This window comes from Streptosporangium sp. NPDC049376, from assembly GCF_044466505.1.
Classification (GTDB): domain Bacteria; phylum Actinomycetota; class Actinomycetes; order Streptosporangiales; family Streptosporangiaceae; genus Streptosporangium.
Genome location: NZ_JBITMT010000020.1, coordinates 105702 through 120434, shown reverse-complemented (window position 1 = coordinate 120434; position 14733 = coordinate 105702). Strand labels below are relative to the sequence as shown.

The 14733-nt window shown below is 70.2% G+C and carries 14 protein-coding genes; 5 read left to right on the top strand and 9 right to left on the bottom strand.

The features are described from left to right. The first annotated feature begins 112 nt into the window (after positions 1-112). Positions 113-454 (top strand): DUF4158 domain-containing protein, encoded by a 342-nt coding sequence (locus tag ACIBVQ_RS33710; protein WP_399182492.1) that lies wholly within the window; start codon positions 113-115, stop codon positions 452-454. A 32-nt stretch (positions 455-486) separates the two neighbouring features. Further along, positions 487-1389, top strand: a complete 903-nt coding sequence (locus tag ACIBVQ_RS33705; protein WP_399182490.1) for an AraC family transcriptional regulator N-terminal domain-containing protein — start codon at positions 487-489, stop codon at positions 1387-1389. On the opposite strand, the gene ACIBVQ_RS33700 is transcribed toward ACIBVQ_RS33705, so the two are convergent. The 8 genes from ACIBVQ_RS33700 to ACIBVQ_RS33665 all read right to left on the bottom strand — a co-directional run bounded on the left by ACIBVQ_RS33700 (position 1295) and on the right by ACIBVQ_RS33665 (position 10738). Beyond that, a complete protein-coding gene (locus tag ACIBVQ_RS33700) occupies positions 1295-3394 on the bottom strand; it encodes a xanthine dehydrogenase family protein molybdopterin-binding subunit (protein WP_399182488.1) in 2100 nt (699 codons plus the stop codon). The two genes, ACIBVQ_RS33705 and ACIBVQ_RS33700, sit on opposite strands and share 95 nt — an antisense overlap. Then, complete coding sequence (locus ACIBVQ_RS33695) at positions 3391-4326, bottom strand: FAD binding domain-containing protein (RefSeq protein ID WP_399182486.1); 936 nt, start codon at positions 4324-4326, stop codon at positions 3391-3393. Before ACIBVQ_RS33695 ends, ACIBVQ_RS33700 begins: the two co-directional genes overlap by 4 nt. Then, the gene (locus ACIBVQ_RS33690; protein ID WP_399182500.1) at positions 4323-4841 is read right to left on the bottom strand and encodes a (2Fe-2S)-binding protein; all 519 of its coding nucleotides are present in this window, start codon (positions 4839-4841) and stop codon (positions 4323-4325) included. The genes ACIBVQ_RS33695 and ACIBVQ_RS33690 overlap by 4 nt, the downstream gene beginning before the upstream one ends. After that, positions 4841-6046 (bottom strand): low temperature requirement protein A, encoded by a 1206-nt coding sequence (locus ACIBVQ_RS33685; RefSeq protein WP_399182484.1) that lies wholly within the window; start codon positions 6044-6046, stop codon positions 4841-4843. The genes ACIBVQ_RS33690 and ACIBVQ_RS33685 overlap by 1 nt, the downstream gene beginning before the upstream one ends. Beyond that, positions 6043-6630 carry a class I SAM-dependent methyltransferase gene (locus ACIBVQ_RS33680; protein WP_399182482.1) on the bottom strand — a complete coding sequence of 196 codons (588 nt, stop codon included), beginning with the start codon at positions 6628-6630 and terminating at the stop codon, positions 6043-6045. The genes ACIBVQ_RS33685 and ACIBVQ_RS33680 overlap by 4 nt, the downstream gene beginning before the upstream one ends. Beyond that, positions 6627-7556: an alpha/beta hydrolase gene (locus ACIBVQ_RS33675; RefSeq protein ID WP_399182480.1), complete on the bottom strand. Its 930-nt coding sequence runs from the start codon at positions 7554-7556 to the stop codon at positions 6627-6629. Before ACIBVQ_RS33675 ends, ACIBVQ_RS33680 begins: the two co-directional genes overlap by 4 nt. After that, a complete protein-coding gene (locus ACIBVQ_RS33670) occupies positions 7553-7858 on the bottom strand; it encodes a putative quinol monooxygenase (protein WP_399182478.1) in 306 nt (101 codons plus the stop codon). Before ACIBVQ_RS33670 ends, ACIBVQ_RS33675 begins: the two co-directional genes overlap by 4 nt. A 126-nt stretch (positions 7859-7984) precedes the next feature. Next, complete coding sequence (locus ACIBVQ_RS33665; protein WP_399182476.1) at positions 7985-10738, bottom strand: AAA family ATPase; 2754 nt, start codon at positions 10736-10738, stop codon at positions 7985-7987. Positions 10739-11178: 440 nt separating this feature from the next. Between ACIBVQ_RS33665 and ACIBVQ_RS33660 the strand changes: the two genes are divergently transcribed. Continuing rightward, positions 11179-12255 carry a GNAT family N-acetyltransferase gene (locus tag ACIBVQ_RS33660; protein WP_399182474.1) on the top strand — a complete coding sequence of 359 codons (1077 nt, stop codon included), beginning with the start codon at positions 11179-11181 and terminating at the stop codon, positions 12253-12255. 23 nt (positions 12256-12278) lie between these two features. Here the strand turns inward: ACIBVQ_RS33660 and ACIBVQ_RS33655 are convergent, their stop codons facing one another. After that, a complete protein-coding gene (locus tag ACIBVQ_RS33655; protein WP_399182472.1) occupies positions 12279-13106 on the bottom strand; it encodes a sulfite exporter TauE/SafE family protein in 828 nt (275 codons plus the stop codon). Positions 13107-13587: 481 nt separating this feature from the next. Here ACIBVQ_RS33655 and ACIBVQ_RS33650 point away from each other — a divergent pair, with 481 nt between their 5' ends. Together ACIBVQ_RS33650 and ACIBVQ_RS33645 are read left to right on the top strand one after the other, a co-directional pair. Beyond that, positions 13588-14238: an arsenate reductase ArsC gene (locus ACIBVQ_RS33650; RefSeq protein ID WP_399182470.1), complete on the top strand. Its 651-nt coding sequence runs from the start codon at positions 13588-13590 to the stop codon at positions 14236-14238. Positions 14239-14338: 100 nt separating this feature from the next. Further along, positions 14339-14698, top strand: a complete 360-nt coding sequence (locus tag ACIBVQ_RS33645; RefSeq protein WP_399182468.1) for an ArsR/SmtB family transcription factor — start codon at positions 14339-14341, stop codon at positions 14696-14698. The last annotated feature ends 35 nt before the right edge of the window (positions 14699-14733 follow it).

The window sequence follows — 14733 nt, the reverse complement described above, 5'->3', positions numbered from 1 at the left end:
ATCCGTTGCCAGGCCTTGTCGGTCAGTTCACCTCGTCGCACCACGAACGATCATCTAACCGCACCTGCCGTGATCATTTATCAGACATCGCCTAGAAGCGCGGCTCGCGGCGGTGGCCCGGGCCGCGGAGCGGCTGGGCGTGAGCCCTGCGGTGCTGGCGTCTTACGGGCAGCGGGCCCAAACCCGTTCGGATCATCTGGTGAAGATCGCCGAGTACCTGGAGTGGAAGAGTGCCCCGGCCGGCGGCCAGGAGATGAAGGAGCTGGAGCAGTTCCTGCTGGACCGGGCGATGGAGCACGATTCGCCGTCGCTGTTGTTCAACCTGGCGCGCGAGTATCTAATGGCGGCGAAGGTGATCCGGACGTCCCCCCCCCGTGAACGCGGACACCCTGCGCTTCATCTGACCGGAATCCATGATCTGGTCCAGATGGTCACGCCCGAACACCGGGATTGAACGGGGATCACTCCCGGTGTTGGATGCGAATCATGGTTCTCGAGGAGCTGCGTGATCTGCTCGACCGTCATGCTCGTCCTGATCTCAGCACTCCGCTGGAGGATGTGCTGATCTTCAAGGCGGAACGGCCGCGCCCACCGGTGCCCACGACGTACGGCAAGGTGCTGGCCGTGGTGGCCCAGGGCACGAAGCGGTTCGCGCTCGGCGAACGCGTGTACGAATACCACGCGGGCCAGTACCTCGTCGCCTCGGTCGACCTGCCGGTGACCGCCCAGTTCGCCGAAGCCAGTCCCGGCGTGCCTGGGCTCGGCATGGGGCTGACCCTGCACCCGGCCGCTGTGGCGGAGGTGCTGCTGCAGGCAGGGCCGGGAGATCTGCCAGAGCTCGACGAGGACGCTCCCTCGGGTCTGGCGGTCAGCACCGCCTCCGCCGAACTTCTGGACGCGGTCATCCGGCTGGTGCGGCTGCTCGACCGGCCGCAGGATCGCGCCGTACTGGCTCCACTCATCAAGCGTGAGATCATCTGGCGGCTGATCACGAGTGAGCAGGGCGCGATCATGCGGCAGTTCGGCCTGCCCGACAGCAGTCTCAGTCACATCGCCAGGGCCGTGCGCTGGATTCGCGACCACTATGCCGAGCCCTTCCGCGTCGAGGAGGTCGCCAAGCTGGCAGGCATGAGTGAGTCGGCCTTCTACCGCAACTTCCACGCGGTGACCGGGATGAGCCCGATCCAGTTCCAGAAGCAGATCCGGCTGCAGCAGGCACGGCTTCAGCTTTCGTCCGCGCGCAGCGACATCGCCGCCGTCAGCCGCCGGGTGGGGTATGACAGCCCTTCGCAGTTCAGCCGGGAGTACCGTCGCCAGTTCGGCGCTCCGCCCAGCCGGGACTCTCCTCTAGCACCCGGTCGAGGCGAAGAGGCAGGGAGCGTTGTCTGACGCCGGTGGCGTGCCAGACGGCGTTGGCGATGGCGGCAGCCGTGCCGACGTTGCCGATCTCGCCCGCGCCTTTGATTCCCATCGGGATGCCGGGCTCGTGGTCGGGCACGAAGTCGGCCTCGATGTCGGGCACGTCGGCGTGCGTCGCGATGTGATAGCCGGCGAAGTCGGCGTTGACGTGGCGGCCGGTGACCCGGTCGCGGAAACCCTCCTCGTGCAGGGCCATCGACAGTCCGCCGATCATGCCGCCGATCACCTGGCTGCGGGCGGTGAGCGGGTTGACCACGCGGCCGATGGCGTACATCCCGAGGAGCCGGCGCACGCGTACCTCGCCGGTCGCCGGTTCGACGCTCACCTCGGCGAAGACGGCGCTGAAGGCGTGCCGTTCCATGGAGGGAAGGTCGCCGAGCAGCTCCGTGGTGTCGACGGTGACCGTGCCTGCGCCCTGCTCGCGCATCCTCGCCCCGGCCTCTGAGATCGCCCAGGCCCAGGAGGTGGTCCCCCGGGAGCCGCCGGCGCCCCAGGCTGGGCCGAGCGCGCTGTCGGAGATCCGCAGCCGGATGCGCTCGGTGCTCACCTCCAGCGCGTCGGCGGCGATCGCGGTCAGTGCCGTGCGGGCGCCCGTCCCCAGGTCGGCGGCGCCGACCGCCACGGTGTAGGCGCCGTCGGGCTCGGCCGTGATGGACGCCGTCGAGGCGAACGCCCCGGCGCTGAAGGAGGTGGCGGCGAGCCCGGTGCCGATCAGCAGACGCCCTTCGCGCTGTTGCCGGGGCTGGTGGTCGCGGCCGGCCCAGCCGAACCGTCGCGCGCCCTCCTGGAGGCACGCGACCAGGTTGCGGCTGCTGAACGGCAGGCCGGACACGGGCCCGACCGCGGGCTCGTTGCGCAGGCGCAGCTCGAGCGGATCGATGTGCAGCCGTTCCGCCAGTTCGTCCATGGCGCATTCGAGCGCGAACGAGCCGGGCGCGGTGCCCGGCCCGCGCATCGAGCACGGTGGCAGGATGTCGAGAGGGACCGCGCTGAGGCTGGTTCGGATCGCGGGCGCCGCGTAGAGCGTCTTGGTCAGCTCCGTGCACCCTTCGATGAACTCCGCCAGTGGGGAGATCTCGAAGGCGGCATGGTGCCAGATCGCTCGCAGCCGCCCGTCGGCGTCGGCGCCGATCCGGATCTGCTGGTCGGTGGCCGGCCGCATGCCGGTCGACAGGAACACCTGCGTACGGCTGAGCGTGACTCGGATGGGCCGTCCGAAACGCTGGGCGGCTATGGCGGCGAGGATCAGGTGCGGCCCGCATGGTCCTTTGGACCCGAAACCGCCGCCGATGTGCTCGGTGCGGACGCGCACCCGGTCGAGCGGCATCGAGAACAGGGCGCTCAGGACACCGGCGACGATGAACGGCCCTTGGTTGGAGTCGATGGCCTCCAGCCGGCCGTCTTCCCACCATGCGGTCGCCGCGTGCGGCTCCATGGCGCTGTGGTGCTCCTCCGGCGTTCGGTAGCGCTCCTCGACCACCACCGCTGAGGCGGCCAGTTCGGCCTCGACGTCGCCGATGTCGACGGGCCCGTCGAAGAACGTCACCGCCGGACGGCGTGCCGGGTGCTCGGCGGTGAACCCGGTGTCGTGCGGCTCCGCTTGGTAGGTGACCGGCAGCGCCGCGGCCGCGGCCTGAGCCTGTTCCAGCGTCTCGGCGACCACCAGCGCGACCGGCCGGCCGGAGAACGGAACGACGTCGTCCTGCAGGAGCTGGAGCTGACGGTCGGGCCCGAAGAAGCCGAGCGCCTCAGGGTTGAGGCGGGGCGCGTTGCGATGGTCGAGAACCCCCACCACTCCGGGCATGTCCAGGACGGCTGAGGCGTCGATGTCACGGACGCGCCCGCGCGACACGGTGGCCAGGACGGCCACGCCGAAGGCCAGGTCGTCCATCGGCACGTCAGCCGCGTAGCGCGCGACCCCGGTGACCTTGTCCGGACCTTCCACCCGCGGCCGGGCAACGCCTATGGCGCTCATGGGCGCACCTCGTTCAGGACGGAGACGATGAGATTGCGGGCGAGCGTCAGCTTGTAGCCGTTACCCGGCAGCGGCTGGGCGGCGGCGAGCTCTGCCTCGGCGGCCCCGTGGAAGTCACCCGGGTGCTCCAGCAGGACGGCTTCGGCCCGCTGGGCGCGCCAGGGTCGCGAGGCCACCCCGCCGAGCGCGATCCGCGCGGAGCCGCCGTCGAGACTCGCGGCCGCGGAGAGGGTGGCAAAGGCATAGGACGCCCGCTCACGGACCTTGCGGTAGCGCGAGTGGGGGAAGGATCCGCGGAGGCGGACAGCGGTGATCAGTGCGCCCGGCGGGAGGGTGGTCTCCACGTGGGGCGTGTCCCCGACCGGCGGGTAGAAGTCCGCCAGCGGGATCTCGCCTGGCCCTTCCAGGGTTTCCACGTGCACGATCGCGTCGAACGCGAGGAGCGCCACGGCCATGTCCGAGGGGTGCGTCGCCACGCAGCTCTCGCTCCAGCCGAGGATGGCGTGGTTGTGGTGCTGCCCCATGATCGCGGGGCATCCGGTGCCCGGCACCCGCTTGTTGCACTCCTGCGTGGCGAAGTAGCCGCACCTGGTTCGCTGCAGCAGGTTGCCGGCGACCGTGGCCATGTTGCGCAGTTGGCCGGACGCGCCGGCCAGCACCGCCTGGCTGAGCGCGGGGAAGCGCCGCCGTACCTGCGGATGGGCCGCGAGGTCGCTGTTGGTGGTGGTGGCCCCGATGACGAGTTCGTCGGCGGTCTGGCTGATCCCGGACAGCGGCAGGAATCGCACGTCGACCAGCCGGGTGGGCGCTTCGACGCCGGTCTTCATCAGGTCGACGAGGTTTGTGCCGCCGCCCAGGTAGCGAGCGCCCTCGTGCGCCATGGCCAGTGCTTCGCGGACGTCGGCCGCCCGATGGTAGGAGAACTCCCTCATTCGGCCGCCTCCAGGACGGCACGCACGATCGACGGGTATGCCCCGCATCGGCACAGGTTGCCGCTCATCCGCTCGCGTACTTCGGCGGCGTCCAGTTCTGGCGCGGGGCCGGCCACGTCGGCGGTGACCGCGCTCGGCCATCCCGCCGCGTGTTCGGCCAGCATGCCGACGGCCGAGCAGAGCTGCCCGGAGGTGCAGTAGCCGCACTGGAAGCCGTCCAGGCGGATGAACGCCTCCTGCAGCGCCGTCAGCTCGCCGTCGCGAGCCAACCCTTCCACCGTCGTGATTTCGGCCGCTTCGGCGGCGACCGCCAGGGTCAGGCACGAGACGACCCGTCTGCCGGCGATCAGCACGGTGCACGCGCCGCACTGCCCGTGGTCGCAGCCCTTCTTCGGTCCGGTGCGACCGAGCCTCTCGCGCAAGGCGTCCAGCAGGGTCGTGCGGTTGTCGACGGTCAGCCGGTGGGCGGTGTGGTTGACGTGCAGGGTGATCTCGCTGTGGTGCTCGTTCGTCATCATGTGTCCTCCACCAGCAGGGAATCAGTCGTGCGGGGCCGGGGACGAGCCAGGAAACTCGCGCGTCCTTGCCCATTCCTCTGGGCCTCCACCACGATCACCACGGTCAGGACGGCGAGGACACCGACCGGGGCGGCGAGCGGCGGCAGCATGGCGGCGACCGGCGCGATCAGCAGAAGGGCGCCCGTCGCGGCCAGGTGCGCGCCGCTGAACACGTGGTGGATCCGGAGCCGGAACAGCAGGTGTCCCAGGAGATACAGCGCGGCGCCGCCGTACAAGGCGAGCGTGGAGAAGACGCCCAGCGGATCGGTGTCGCCCGCGTGAGCGACCACTCCTTCGATGCCCAGGGCGGCGAGCACGATCCCGGCGATGATCGGGAAGTGGCCGTATGTGTAGGCCTCCACCGCCAGACGTAGCCGGCCCTCCCCGTGCAGGCGGCGGGCCGCGGCCCGTGACACCGCGTCGAAGTACGACCACCACAGGGCGACCGCGACGGCGATTCCTTGGATGGCCGCGAGCAGGAGCGCGGCGCTCAGGGGCTGGCCGGCGGCGCCCGCCCCGACTGCCACGATCGACTCGCCGATGGCCAGGATCATGAACAGCCCGTGCCGTTCAGTCAGGTGCGCGGGGCTGCGCAGCCGCCAGTGGCCGTGCCGGGTGGTCACGTAGATGCCCACCCAGTCGACCACCAGTGCCAGGGCGAACAAGACCGTCTGCGGCCGGCCACCGAGCAGGGCTCCGCAGACCAGCAGCACGGCGCTCACCGCCAGCGGCGTCCAGGTGACCGCTACCTGACGTCGCAGGCCGGGGTCATCCCGCGCGGCCACGGCATAGATCGCCAGGTGCACCCATCTCACCAGCAGATAGGCCACAACCAGCACCAGCGAGCCCGGCCCGCCGCTCCACGCTTCCGGGATGGCCAGGGCGAGCACGAACATCGCGGCCATGGCCACGATCATCCCGGCCCTGGGCGCGCCCTCGTCGGCGCGAGAGTGGTTGCCCAGCCAGGTGTAGCCCGACCAGGTGCCCCACAGCAGGGCCAGGGTCATCAGGCCTTGGAGGACGCCCTCGGCATCCCGCTGCCGCGCCATGTATCCGGTGATCTGTGTGATGGCGAAGACGTAGACGAGGTCGAAGAACAGCTCGAAAGGCGTGGCGCGGTGATCCTGGCCGGTCGGCCTGGCCTTGCTCCGCAGAGTTCTCATGGCCTCGGCCGCCTGCAGATGTAGGCGAAGGCAGGTGGAAGGTTCGCCCACACGGTCCGGCTGAGGACGACCTCCTCGAACCGCTCGGACAGTGACCGCCGCAGCCTCCGGGCGGGCGGCGCCCACCGGGTGTAGGTGTAGGCGAAGGTGGTGAACGCTCCGCCGGGGGCGAGCGTGCCGGTGATCGCTTCGAGCAGATCCCGCTGCGTGCCCGCGGCGAATGCCGCCCACGGGAGCCCGCTCACGATCACATCGGCCTGATGGCGGCCGCGCACCCTGAGCAGCTCGCGTAGTGCGCGGGCGTCGGCCACCTCGACGTCCACCCGCGGGTAGCGCGCGGCCAGCTGCCAGGTGAACCGTTCGTTGATCTCCACGGCCAGGTGATGGCCCCGGCCGCCGAGCCGGCGCTGGATGGCCGCCGTGAACGCGCCTGTGCCGGGCCCGAGCTCGACCACAACAGGGTCACCCTCGCGCGGCACGGGCGCGACGACCAGGTCGGCCAGCGATTTCCCGCTAGGGGCGACGGCTCCGACGGTGAGGGGGGCGCGGACGAACTCGTGCAGGAATGCCGCGTGATCGCTCATGGTGAGACCTGCAGGATGCGGGCGAGCCAGTCGTTTCTGGTACGGCGAGCGGCGATCGAGAGGCGCGCCTTCGGGAAGAGCGCGTCGAAGCCGTGGCAGCCGCCCGCCCACACGTGCAGCTCGGCCTGACCTCCGGCCTCCCAGATCCGGGTGGCGTAGGCGACGTCCTCGTCACGGAAGACCTCGGCCGTTCCGGCGTCGATGAAGGCGGTCGGCAGGCCGGACAGGTCCTCGGCGATCGCCGGCGACACGTAGGCGGAAACCTCCTCGCCGCCGGTGACCGATCGCCAGGCGAACGCGTTGGTCTCGTGGGTCCACACACCGGGCCCGCCGGAGTGTTGTCGGCTGGAAGGGGTGTCGTTGCGGTGGTCGAGCATCGGGCAGATGAGCATCTGCGCGGCGATCCGCGGCCCGCCGCGATCGCGGGCCAGCAGCGCGAGCCCTGCTGCCAGTCCGCCGCCGGCGCTGGTGCCCGCGACGACGATGCGCTGCGGGTCGATGCCGAGTTCACCGGCGTGCTCGGCGACCCAGAGCAGCCCGCGGTAGCAGTCCTCGACCAGGGTGGTACCGATGGCCTCGGGCGCCAGACGGTATTCGACGGAGATCACGACGGCGCCGAACAGGTCGAGCCACTCCAGCGGGATGTCGAGCTGCGAGTAGCGGTCGCCCATGATCATGCCGCCGCCGTGGAGCCAGAGGACGGCGGGCGCTCCTGCCGGATGGCCGGGCGGGCTGAAGACCGACAGCGGGACGGTTCCTGAGACTTCTCGTCGCTCCACGGCGCGGCCGTCCAGGTCAGGAGGCGGCGACGGGACGAGCCTGAACTGGGCGAGGAGCTCGGGCGTGAGCTCGGGCACGAGCGGCAGGCCGCTGAGCAGCTCCCGCAGTTCCGGGTCGAGGCCCGGGCGGGCGGTTGAGGCGTTCACAGGACGGCCTTGCCGCCGACGGGGACCTCGTCGAAGTAGGTCGACTCGCCGTCCAGGAGGAGCTGCAGCTTCGCCACCAGCTTCTGCGCCGGCTCGGTGGCGAAGAACGCGGCGTGGGCTTCGGCGCTGACCCAGCCCTCGGTCACGTGGACGGTGTCGGGGTCGGCGGCCGAGCGTCCCACCAGGAAGACGACGCAGTCGTCGTGCGGCAGGGACGGCGCGTTCAGCAGTTCGCCGATCAGCTCGCCGCCCAGGCCGGGTCGGGCTTTCATGACGGCGTGGAAGCCATGTCCGATGGTCACGAGGGTCGCTCCTCAGCTCGTGCGGGCTTGTCGAAGCCCACTCTCGGACCGGCCGCGCCGCACCACATCGGTCATCCGACTCTGCACTCGCCGGCTGGCGGCATTAGGTCGAATGACTGATGCGCCTCAGTGCCGCGGCGACGGATCATCGATGCGTGACGAGTCCGTGAGCGCGGCACTGAGCCCGGCTCGCGTCGCGACGCCGAGCTTGGGGAAGATGCGATAGAGATGAGCGCCGACCGTGCGGTGGGACAGGTGCAGACGCTCGGCGATCTGCTTGTTGGTCAGCCCGGTCGCCGCCAGCCGGGCGATCTGCAACTCCTGGGCGGTCAGGGTGGCCGGACCGGCCGACCCCTCGGCCGGCCGGTGACCGGTGGCGCGGATCTCCCGCTGGGCCCGCTCGGCCCATGGCCCTGCGCCCATCGCGGCGAACCCGTCGTGGGCGGCGTCGAGCACGCGACGAGCGCAGGCGGTGGCCCTGGCGCGCCGCATCCCCTCGCCGAGCACGAGCCTGACCCGAGACGCCTCCCAGAGCCAGCGCCCCGAAGTGGACAGCAGAGCCTCCACTCTCGCTGGTCCCTCGTCGAACGCGAGGTGCTCTGCCGCCGCCTGGATCAGCGCCATCCGGTCCGACAGAGCGGCCACGTTCGCGGCCCGCATCGCCTCGACATGCGCCCTCGCCTCCCGCACCCGCCCAGTCCGCATCGCCGCCTCGACCAGGTCGAACATCACCCAGGTGCAGTGCGGCACGTGCGAGGCGAGCACCCCGGGCGGGCTCATCACCGAGGCGTGGTGAAAGGCGGACTCGTAGTCGCCCTCCCCCAGGGCCGCAAGCGTGCGCGGATGCTGGGCGAACAGGGCCGCAGCCCTCACCCCGCGAGGCAACGCCCAATGCGTGATCTCGTCAGCCAGCTCCCGCGCCTGGTCGAACCGGCCTCGCCCGGCGGCGAAGACGGCCCGGCTGTACAGGAAATACCACCTGAAGAAGGGATACCCGGCCCTGTCGCAGACCTGCTGCCCTTCCAGAGCGAGCGCTTCGCCCTCGTCCCACTGCCCGGAGAGATAGTCGTCCAGGCACAGATGCATCAGGGCGCCGAGATGCCGTCGTGGTGGGCCGCCCTCGCGGCCTTGCCGTACCAGCCACCACGAGGAAGCGCGGCAGTCACTCAGGCGATCGAGGTACACGGACGCGGTGCCGATCCGCACGATCCGCGAGGGGTCGCTCTCCTCGGCGAGCGAGGCGAGCACGGCGCGGCTGCGCTCCCGTGCCGCGACGCCGGTGCGGACCGGATCGGGGAAGGTCATGCTCGCCAGGGCCAGCACGTCCGGGGCCCGCGGCTCCAGGCGCCGCAGCACTCGGGTGAAGGGCTCCCAATACTCTGGTGTGCCGCCGTACCAGCTCAACAGCATCAAGGTGTGCATCGCCTCGATGAGCGCCGCATCGTCGGCTCGGTAGCCATGGCCAGCGGTCTCGATGGCGCCGGTCAGCAGCCGGTGGGCGGTGGCGACATCGCCCTCCCCGTTGAGCAGCAGGAAGGCGGCGGCGTTCGCGGAATGGAGCGAACCTGCCGCGTCAGGTACGGCACGGCGGGCGTCGTCCAGCAGAGATTTCGCGTCCTCGATCGCTCCACCGGCCTCTGCCCCGATATAGGCGGCTTCGGAAAGTCTGCGGCCCCGATCAGCGCTGGTCTCGCTCAGGTCGGCGGCGCGCACCAGCGCCGCCACCGCGGCAACGGCGTCCCCGCGGAGCATGACGCGGTGCGCCGCGTTCTCCAGCAGCAGCGCGACGGACTCGTCCGGGCCGGTGACAGCAGCCGCGAGGTGCCATGCTCGGCGCTCCTGGTCGTGAGGAAGCGCGGCGGCCAGAGCGAGATGCGCCTCACGGCGTTCCTCGTGCGTGGACCCGGCCACGAGAGCCGAGCGGATCAGCGGATGGCGGAAGGCGATGCGCGCCGTGACATCGTCCACGCTCACGAGTTGCGCCCGCTCGGCTGGAGCCAGAACGGCCAATCCTGCACCGCCGGTCAAAGCGGCGCGCACGACCCGGACGTCGCCGGCGCCTTCGAAGGCCGCCAGCAGCAGGGCGCTGCGCGTGGCCTCCGGCAGCCCCGCGATCCGGGCGGCGAACATCGCCTGGAGCCGTTCGCTGAGCGGTACCACCTCTGCGCGTGCCACCTGCGGCACGCCGGTCAGTGTGGAGGGCAGTTCGGCGAGCGCCAGCGGATTGCCTTGAGCCAGATCGAGCAGACGCTGCCGGACCGGCGGCAGCAAGGCGGGGAAGCGGGCGTCGACCAGCCAGCAGGAAGCCTCATGATCCAGAGGGCCGATCACCAGCTCGGGCAAGCCACGAGGATCGAGAAACGCGGAAGACTCAGTACGCGTAGCCACAAGCAACGAGGCCCTGACTCCATGCAGACGGCGGGCGAGAAAGCCGAGCACCGTGGCGCTGGCGCGGTCGATCCACTGCACATCGTCGACCAGCAACGCCAGGGGCGTGTCGGCCGCCACGGACTTGATCAGCAAGAGCGCCGCGTTGCACACCAGGAAGGCGTCCGTCGGCGCGCCAACCGCGAAACCGAGCGCCACCGACAGCGCTTCCCTCAACCCGGAGGGCAACCGCTCGACATCCGCGTGCACCGGGAGGAGCAACTGGTTGAGTCCGGCGTAGGCGATGTCCGCCTCGAATTCCGAGCCGGAGGAACGAAGCACGCGCAGGTCCGCAGCGACGGCGAGACCGGCCGCCGCGGACAGGAGCGCGGACTTCCCGACCCCCGGCTCGCCTCGGATCAGCCGCGCCTCCCCCTGAAGGTGCGCACGATCAAGGAGCCCTGACAGCTCCGCCAGCTCAGCACGGCGGCCGAAGAGTTCATGGGTGGACACAGATACCTCGCGGCGTCGGCTGCTGCGAGGATAACCGCGATCATCCAGCTCACCTGGCGAAAGCGGAATCCAGCAAGCGTTCGTGACGATCAGGCAAGTCGGCCGACCCTTGATGAAAAGGGATCCGGGAGGACCGCGGTAGAGACCGATCCAGACCCAGCAGGACCTGCTCGACCGCTTGTCCCGTACCGGGTTCGAGCGCCTGGCCGACGCCGTCGCCGCTTCTCTGCGCCAGGCGCTGCTTTGTCGGTTCCGCTTGAGGCGGCGTCGGCCCCGTGATCACAGGTGGAGCGCAAGCCGTACAGGGTTGCCCGCGCGGAGTTCCTGGAGGTCGGGGATGTGGTTGTACAGCGTCCCGACCGACACACCCAGCAGCTTGGCGATCGAGGTGACCGAACGCTCCGGGTTGGGCAGCAGATCGCGCGCTGCCCGCAGCGGCGGTGCGGGCGAGCCTGGGGTGCGGTAATCCGGTCAACGTTGCCTCGCTGCATGAGGGCGAGACGGTTCTGGACCTGGGCTCGGGCGGCGGCATCGACGTGCTGCTGTCGGCGCGCCGCGTCGGCCCGGCCGGCACCGTGTACGGGTTGGACGCCAGCCTCGACATGATCGCGCTGGCCCGCCGCAACGCCGAGCAGGCCGGGGTGACCAACGCCGAGTTCCTGCACGGCACGATCGAGCGAGTGCCGCTGCCTGACCACTGGGTGGACGTGGTCATCTCCAACTGTGTGATCGACCTGTCCGGCGACAAGGCGGCGGCGCTGGCCAAGGCGCTCAGGGTGCTGCGGCCGGGCGGCCGGTTCGGAGTCAGCGATGTCGTGGTGGACGGCGAACTCGATTCGGAGTGTCGCCGGGTGGCCGGGCAGCGCATCGGCTGCGTGGCCGGGGCGCTGCCGGTGGCCGCCTGCCGCGAGTTGCTGGTGGGGGCCGGGTTCGTCGGCATGCGGATCGCGCTGACCACCGATCACGGCGACGGGGTGCGTTCAGCGATCGTCCAGGCGGTCAAGCCCGCCGCCGGGCCGGGCCTGGAGATCCGGCCGATGTTGCAGAGCGACGCCGAGCAGGTGCTGGCCATCTACCAGGCGGGCCTGGATACGGGACAGGCCGGTTTCGAGACGACGGCGCCCTCCTGGGAGGGGTTCACCGCGGGCAAGCTGGCGCACCTGCGGTATGTGGCCGTCGACACCGCGACCGATCAGGTCGTCGGCTGGGTGGCCGCCTCGCCGGTCTCGGCCCGGCCGGTGTACGCCGGGGTGGTCGAGCACAGCGTCTACGTCCACCCGGGGTGCCAGGCGCACGGCATCGGCCGGGCGCTGCTGGAGGAGTTCATCGCCGCCAGTGAGGACGCCGGGATCTGGACGATCCAGGCCGGGGTCTTCCCCGGCAACACCGCCAGCCTCGCCCTGCACGACAGGCTCGGTTTCCGCGTGGTCGGCACCCGCGAACGCGTCGGCTGCCACCGCGGCCTCTGGCGGGACGTGGTCCTGCTGGAACGGCGCAGCGCCGTCACCGGACAATAGCCGGGACGCCTCCGGAGCGGTGTTCACTCGCTCGCGGAGGCGTGACGAGACAGCTTGATCGCTGAGATCAGCAGAACGGCGGCCAGGACGGGGATGAGGACCAGATCGGGGACCACACCGAGCAGCAGGCCGCCCAGCAGGGCGCCGGTGATCGACCCGGCGGCCATGACGGCGACGAATCGCCGGTTGGCGCCCAGGACGGCGAAGCTGCCATCTCGGCTGTAGCGGGCGAAGGCCACCAGCATGGTGGGTAGCGACACCAGCAGTGACAGGCTCCCGGCGGTCTTGATGTCGACGGTGTACAGCAGCACGATCACGGGGATCAGCAGTTCACCGCCGGCCACGCCCATGATGGCGGCCACCACGCCGATGCCGAACCCGGCCGCGACCCCGGCGACCGTCTGCACCGGGCCGGGCAGGGCCGGTGAACCCAGGGCGGTGAAATGGGTGAACAGCAGGGCGGCGGCCATGAACGTCATCAAGGCCGTCAGCACCGTGTACAGGGTGGCGGTGCGCATTCGTACCGCCCAGGACGCTCCGGCCCATGCGCCCAGAAGGCTTCCGGCCAGCAGGTTGGCCGCGACTGTCCAGTGCGTGCCCAGGTCGGCGAAGGAGACGGCGGACAGGCGGGCGGGTAGCGCGGTGAGCACCACGACCAGGCTGATCGCCTTGTTCACGATGACCGCCGACAGCGCGGCGAATCCGAACAGGCTGATCAGGAGCGGTAGCCGGAACTCCGCGCCTCCCAGGCCGATCATTCCGCCAAGTGCGCCCACCACCGCCCCGGCGGCGAAGGCCAGCGGCATTGAGCGCACCGCCTGGGCGGGTGCGGTGTTTTCGTCCAGGGTCATGCCGGTTGCGCTCCTTCGTTTCTGCGCTGTCGCACTTTTGTGTGCGCCGGATCTCCAGGGTCTCGGGCCGTTCTTTCCAGAGCCAGGCTTCGCCCTCACGTGTGCGCGGAAGCGGGGAACATTCGGCGGGCGATGGTGGTTGAGGATGGCGTGGCCGGTGTGCCCAGTGTCCCCGGGCCTCACCTATCGCCTTCGCGGACTACCGTTCGGCTGGAGCCGCGTTGTGCCTTCCGCCGAGAGGCGACCTGCACACCGGTACGCACTCGTTGAACCGAAGGCCCTCGCCGTTGGCGAGGGCCTTCGTCATGCCCAAGCCCTCCCGGACGGATGGGTGGCCGCTCCGTGGCAGGCGATGGCGGATCAGGGAGAGGTCGGTTGTTCATCGGCCGTTTACCCATCTCGGAATCGATAGATGTCAATATTGGCTTCTGTCGAATTAGACAGATATCGATTCCATGTGTTGCCGTTCCAGGAGCCGATCATGAACCCCACCTACAAACGCGCCGACCTCAACATCGACCAGAACCTGGCGCTGACCAGCTCCGCCCGCCGGCTGGGCGAGGAGTTCGCCGGTACCTTCTCCGCCGAGACCGTCGAGCGCTTCCTGCACACCAGCTACGACCAGTTCGCCTCCGCCGCCGCCATCGCCACCTTCCTGCCGCTGCTGGCTGAGCGATTCGCCCGCCAGCGCCTGTTCGCCCTGGCGCGGGTGGAGGGCCAGGGCGACGGGCGGCCGATCGTGCTGTTCCTGTGCGTCCACAACGCCGGCCGCTCGCAGATGGCGCTGGGCTTCTTCCGGCACCTGGCCGGTGAGCACGCCGTGGCCTGGTCGGGCGGCTCGGAGTTCACCGACCGGATCAACCCGGCCGCGGTGGCGGCGATGGCCGAGGCCGACATCGACATCTCCGGCGAGTTCCCCAAACCCTGGACCGAGGAGATCGTGCGGGCCGCCGACGTCGTGGTCACCATGGGCTGCGGCGACGCCTGCCCCCTCTTCCCCGGCAAGCGGTATCTGGACTGGGACATCGCCGACCCGTCCGGCCTGAACGTCGAAGCCGTGCGACCGATCCGCGACGAGATCGAAGGGCGGGTGCGGGCCCTGCTGGGCGAACTCGGCGTACCCGCCGCCTGACACCCATGCGCCAACCGGCCACCTCATCGTCACCCCCCGCGTCAACCATCCATAGATAGATGTCAATATAGATGAGAGTGGAAACCTGCTGCTCGTTGACATGACCGAAGGGGAGACGATGGAACCGCTGGAGATCCTGGACTGTGACTCGCCGCTGGTGCGTGAACCGCTGGACGCCCCACGGTCGGCCACGGTGGCGCGGGTGTTCAAGGCCCTGGGAGATCCGGTACGGCTGCGCATCCTGTCGATCGTGGCCAGCCACGCGGGCGGTGAGGCGTGCGTGTGCGACATCACCGGAGCCTTCGATCTCTCCCAGCCCACCATCAGCCACCACCTGAAGGTCCTCAAGGACGTCGGCCTGCTCACCTCCGAACGCCGCGCCTCCTGGGTCTACTACCGGGCCGTGCCCGAACGGCTGGCTGAACTGTCCGACCTACTCAGCGTCCCGGTCACGGCCTGACCCGTACGCCCTGTACGACACATCCAAGGACACCG